We start from the raw sequence: 579 nt of genomic DNA, 5'->3' as shown, positions 1-579 counted from the left end.
GCCGTCGCCCCGCGCGGCCGGATCGCCGCTCGAGGCGGCCTGCGCCTGCGGCGCGGCGCGCGGCGAGTCCGCGGTGTGGATGGCGACGATCTCGCCGGCGAGGCCGGTGCGGCGCACGGCGTCGACGATCAGCTTCTCGTCGGCCCGCAGCATCGCCGCCGCCCTGGCGTCGGCGGCCGTGATCTCCATGGCGACGCCGTCGGCGGTGAGCCTGAGCGCGATCGTCACGGTGCCGAGCGAGATCGGCTGGAGCTGGACGGTGAGCACCTTCACGGGCTTGGCCGAGAGGCTCGCCTGGGCGCCGGCTGCGGCGAGGTCGGGCGGGAAGGCGAGGCTCCCGCGGCCGGCGCCCTCGCCGCGGCCCTCGCCGAGGAGCGCGGTGGCGCTCTCGACGATCGCCGCGAGGTTCGCAGTGCCGAGCGCGGGCGGCAGGTGGGTCGCCTGCGAGACGACGGTCGCCTTGAGCGCCATGCCGACGCTCGGCTCCGGCTTCGTCGCCAGCGCGAGGCCGGCGCTCTCGGGAAACAGCGCGCGGCCGCGCGAGACGGACGGCTCGGCGCCGTCCGCCGTCGGCTCGGC

General features: G+C 77.9%; 1 protein-coding gene. It reads right to left on the bottom strand.

Annotated features, from left to right (window positions below):
* A partial coding sequence (locus ACTZWW_RS22665; protein ID WP_444783226.1) for a flagellar hook-length control protein FliK occupies positions 1-579 on the bottom strand: 579 nt, incomplete at both ends.

The sequence above is a fragment of the Salinarimonas sp. NSM genome, assembly GCF_052380005.1.
Taxonomy (GTDB): domain Bacteria; phylum Pseudomonadota; class Alphaproteobacteria; order Rhizobiales; family Beijerinckiaceae; genus Salinarimonas.
This window is presented reverse-complemented; position numbering and strand designations above follow the sequence as displayed.